Source organism: Photobacterium sp. R1 (genome assembly GCF_054600795.1).
Map to the genome: position 1 here is coordinate 1 of NZ_BAAHZP010000670.1, position 261 is coordinate 261.

Here is a 261-nt window from a genome sequence, read left to right on the forward strand (position 1 = left end):
GGTTCTTCAGAGCGGCCAACCACTGAAGGTGGCGGTCAGACGACAGGCGGTTCTTCGGGTTCAGGATCGACCGGAACGGGTACTGGCACTGGCTCAAATACAGGTGGCACAGATCAAGCTGGCTCAGGCGAATCAAATCAATCCTTGGCTGATGAAATGCTGGCAGCAGTCAATGCAGCACGGGCACAGGGCCAGGACTGCGGCGGGACTTGGATGCCAGCCGTCGGCCCTCTGACATGGGATGCAACGTTAGAACACACG

General features: G+C 58.6%; 1 protein-coding gene. It reads left to right on the top strand.

Annotated elements, in window-relative coordinates:
- On the top strand, window positions 1–235 hold a 235-nt coding region (locus ACYP03_RS26760), incomplete at its 5' end, for a hypothetical protein (protein ID WP_459782772.1).
- Window positions 236–261 lie beyond the last annotated feature (26 nt).